The 3685-nt window shown below is 62.5% G+C and carries 5 protein-coding genes; all 5 read right to left on the bottom strand.

Annotated features, from left to right (window positions below; all coding sequences use genetic code 11):
- Window positions 1–280, bottom strand: a 280-nt coding sequence (locus tag FGL98_RS24745; protein WP_186526390.1) for an FAD binding domain-containing protein, incomplete at its 3' end; no start/stop codon positions are given.
- 34 nt (window positions 281–314) lie between these two features.
- Window positions 315–1070, bottom strand: coding sequence for an SRPBCC family protein (locus FGL98_RS24750; protein WP_246136741.1), 756 nt, complete (start codon window positions 1068–1070; stop codon window positions 315–317).
- 58 nt (window positions 1071–1128) lie between these two features.
- Entirely contained in the window at window positions 1129–2313 is a 1185-nt protein-coding gene (locus FGL98_RS24755) for an FAD binding domain-containing protein (RefSeq protein ID WP_146321503.1), read from the bottom strand.
- Window positions 2314–2340: 27 nt separating this feature from the next.
- Entirely contained in the window at window positions 2341–3267 is a 927-nt protein-coding gene (locus FGL98_RS24760) for a cyclase family protein (protein ID WP_146321505.1), read from the bottom strand.
- On the bottom strand, window positions 3267–3566 hold the full coding sequence (locus FGL98_RS24765) for a Dabb family protein (RefSeq protein WP_146321507.1): 300 nt from the start codon (window positions 3564–3566) through the stop codon (window positions 3267–3269). The genes FGL98_RS24760 and FGL98_RS24765 overlap by 1 nt, the downstream gene beginning before the upstream one ends.
- Window positions 3567–3685 lie beyond the last annotated feature (119 nt).

Genomic DNA, 3685 nt, shown 5'->3' on the forward strand with positions numbered 1-3685 from the left:
GCAGGATGGGTACCCGGTCAGTAAGTGTGGCGGAGCGTTCGATCTCGCGGTGGGTTACACGTGCGCCGATCTGTATCTCGTTGCCGCGATCTTTGATCCCGGTCAGGCCTGGCACGTACTGCAAGTCGATCAGGAGTGAGGGTGTCGCCATGCGCATGGCGAGCAGTGGCATCAGGCTCTGACCGCCTGACAGCACCTTCGCATCTGGGTCGGAGCTTAGATGCTGGAGCACCTCGTCCAGCGTCCTCGGTGCGACGTACCTGAACTTGGGTGGCTTCATGGTGTGCTCCCACGATTGTCTGGACTTTGCTGTTTCAGCGGTCAGTGGAGCGCGCTCGCGCTGACGCGTACCCGGCAGCAAAAACACTGATTAATGCGGCGACGATGCTGACTACCGTCCCGCCGGCCGGCAGGGCTTTGCTCCAGGGCATCCCCCCGGCGAGGGCCAGCACATCGAGGGCATCATCGTCGTTCTGGGCGTCTGCGTGGTGCTGCACTGCGGTGTCCGCCGGGCTGGTGGCAACCTCGCGCACAGGTTCAGAGTTGGACACCGTGCCGGCCAGCGGAGTTGTCCCGACGACTGGTTCAATGCCTTCGGCCGCGACCATATCCTGCAGTCGTTGGGCGAACAGGCCCATCAGCGCGCCGCTCACGTCGGCGAGGACCCCGCGACCGAATTGTGCGACCTTACCGGTCAGCGCCAGATCGGTCTCTACCTTCACCCGCGTACCTGCACCTGCACCGGTGAGCGTCGCGGTCACGGTCGCAGTCGCATCGCCTTGTCCACGGGCGTCCTTGCCCCGGGCAAGGAGGACAGCCGTGCGCGCCTCCTCATCGAGCCGGGTGAACTGTGCGACGCCCTTGTACTCCGCGGTGATAGGGCCGACCTTGATCTTGGCCCGGCCGTGGTAGTCGTCACCTTCAACGGAGGTGATGGAGGCGCCAGGCAGGCAGGGCGCTACCTTATCGAGGTCGGTGAGCAGGGTCCACGTTTGCTCCGGCGGGAGCGCGACCTCGAATTCGTTAACCAGTTGCATCAGTATCTCCTTCTGCGCCAAGGCGCCGATCATGGGTGGTGCGTGAGCCGCCACTCCAGAGCTCTCATCCGGATTGTTCTTAAACTAAGCATCACGCAAGTTGCGGCAGTCCGAACCGGAATTCTGGCGAACCGGGTGGAAAGTCGCCGCCATGCTGTAGCGCCGCGGCCATGGCACGCACCTTGGCCAGGTAGGCACGCCCCACGGCGAGCCGTTCGGGCTCCCACGCACCGAGGGCGCGCTGCACATCACCCGAGGCATCCACGAGATGATCGGCGAGACTCCAAGCATCTGCCGCCGCCTTTGCAGAACCTGCAGCAGCATGGGGTCGAGGGGTAAATGCGGCGTCACCGATGAGGGCAACACGATCAAACGCCATCTGGGGTACCTCGGCGTCACTCACCGTGGTGACGAAGGGTTCGGGCGCACCGATCATGAGCTCCCGGAACACTGGCGCCAATTGATCGGCAGCCCGACTGTGAAAGTCCGCAAGACTCGAAGGCACGAGATGCGCAAAATGGACCGAGACCGGCCTACGCCCACCGTCATTCGCGGTCATGATCCGGTCGAGGGCAGGGCCGTGGTCGACGTTCCAGTACCACTGAAAGTTGATGCGGACGTCGTCCGTGATCTGGCCCTTGGCGGAAACCTGACGAATGGGATAGGCGATGATGTGCCCGTCTGGCAGCAGCCCATACGTGAACGCGTCCTGGAAGAATCGCCATGTTTCGGGCGGCACATCGCACTCATCCACCATTCCACGCCAGGTGACGTAGCCGGCATACTCGGTGCGAGTGCCCAGCAGCCGGTCACGAGCCACCGACTGCCCTCCGTCGGCACAGACAACCAGGTCTGCAGTAACTTCTGTGCCATCGGCGAACGTGACGGTCGACGACTCGATGCCGGGCTCAATACCCACGAGCTCCTTCCCGAGGTGGTAACGCCCGGCGTCAAACGCGTCTAGCAGCTTCTGGTAGATCGCGTTATACGCAGTGAAACGCCACCCAGCACGGACCTCGCCCTTGCTGTGCCCGGTTGCGGCATCAAAATATCGCATCGCACTGCTGGGGACGCTGACGTCGTCCAGCGTCGTGGAAGTCCGCTCGAGGAGATAGCGCACAAGCTCGGGCTGGACCACGATCCCCGTGCCGAACCCGGACAGCAACTTGGTGCTGCGCTCGAAGACCTCGACGTCGCAGCCGGCATCCCGTAGCACGTTCGCAGCGGTCAGCCCTCCGATTGAACCGCCCACGACGGCAACCTTCAGCATGCTCATCCTTGCTCCTCCTCGTACTCGCGTTGCTCAGTTGCCACGCAGCGGCAACGCGATCGGTCGCAGCGGTGCACCACTCGCCCCGCGAAGACGGATCGGGGCCGCAATCAGGCAGAACTCGGCGACACCGTCTCGAGACAGCTCCTCCAGGTTCACCAACTCGATCATCGGCACGCCCGCCTCGGCCAAGAAGTGGCAGTGCCCCGGGAGCCAGTTGTCCTCATGCTGCGACGGGCCGACCTCCACACACTCCTGGTCGGCAGCGATAGCGGAAATGTCCTGGCTGGTGAGCCACCTGGCGGCCTCCAGACTGAGACCAGGAGGGTTGCCGAGCACCTTCGATCCGTCGGGCCAGAACGACATCCGCCCGGTTCGGACCATCGCGACATCCCCAGCCCGGAGACCCAGACCCGCCTCGCTCAACGCCTTCGTGCAGTCATCAACGGTGATCGCGTACGAATCTGGCAGACACTCGACACCACGGGTCTTGGCGACATCCAGAAGCACACCGCGAGTGATAATCGGCGGGATGACCTCCGCGCCACCCTTGGTCCACCCACGGGTGCCCAGGTTCTCCTCAACCGAAAAACCATTATAGATATGCCCGTCCACGCCGAAGTGACTCAAGGAATCGATGTGAGTTCCCGTGTGTGTGTACATGAACACCACATCGCCGGAGTAGCACACATGCCGATTCACGCGCTCTCCAGCGCCGTTCATGTTGTCTACAACAGTCCCATCTGGCGAGTGGCTCATGAACAGCTGGTAGCTCGGGTCGCCCGCAGCCTGAAAGCTCGGCATCCCCACGAAGTAGTCAATGCTCAGATCATAGCTGCGTGCACCATCCGCCCGCGCGAGGATCGCGGAGGATGCCTCCGGCGACAGACGGTTCAGAGCCCCCAACTGGTCCTCGGGCCCCCACGGGCTCGATGCCACCTTGATCCCTGCCCGCGCCATCAGTTGTCCTCACGCACGAAATCAACAACCGCGCGTGTCGCAAACAGCGGAAGAAGACGTGCCACCACATCCAAGTGGATGGGATCCTTGGAGTAGCTTTCCAGGTCATCCCATGAGTCGAAGTCGTTGATCAAGACCCCGTCGAACGGTTCGCCATTGTCACCCGGGTCCCCCTGATGACGACCAAGCTCCCAATACTTGATCACGGGCAGCGCGTCGCGAAGCGTGTTCAGCAACTCGACGACCTCGTCGTTGCTGTGGCCATCGGCCACACGCCAGGAAAAGACATGCCGAATCATAGGAATCTCCTTTATTAACGTCCAACTCGCGTGATGTCGCTGCTCTAGTCTGTGGGTCCGTGACCCGGAACACCTCTGCATGGTCCGAGAAGATCAACGCCGGCTTTGCAAGATTGTTG

The sequence above is a fragment of the Leekyejoonella antrihumi genome, from assembly GCF_007845645.1.
Taxonomy (GTDB): domain Bacteria; phylum Actinomycetota; class Actinomycetes; order Actinomycetales; family Dermatophilaceae; genus Leekyejoonella; species Leekyejoonella antrihumi.

Bases quoted from the DNA above. Each gene is read 5' to 3' on its own strand.
- FGL98_RS24750 (WP_246136741.1), bottom strand. From the start codon at position 1,070: ATGATCGGCGCCTTGGCGCAGAAGGAGATACTGATGCAACTGGTTAAC.
- FGL98_RS24755 (WP_146321503.1), bottom strand. From the start codon at position 2,313: ATGAGCATGCTGAAGGTTGCCGTCGTGGGCGGTTCAATCGGAGGGCTG.
- FGL98_RS24765 (WP_146321507.1), bottom strand. From the start codon at position 3,566: ATGATTCGGCATGTCTTTTCCTGGCGTGTGGCCGATGGCCACAGCAAC.
- FGL98_RS24760 (WP_146321505.1), bottom strand. From the start codon at position 3,267: ATGGCGCGGGCAGGGATCAAGGTGGCATCGAGCCCGTGGGGGCCCGAG.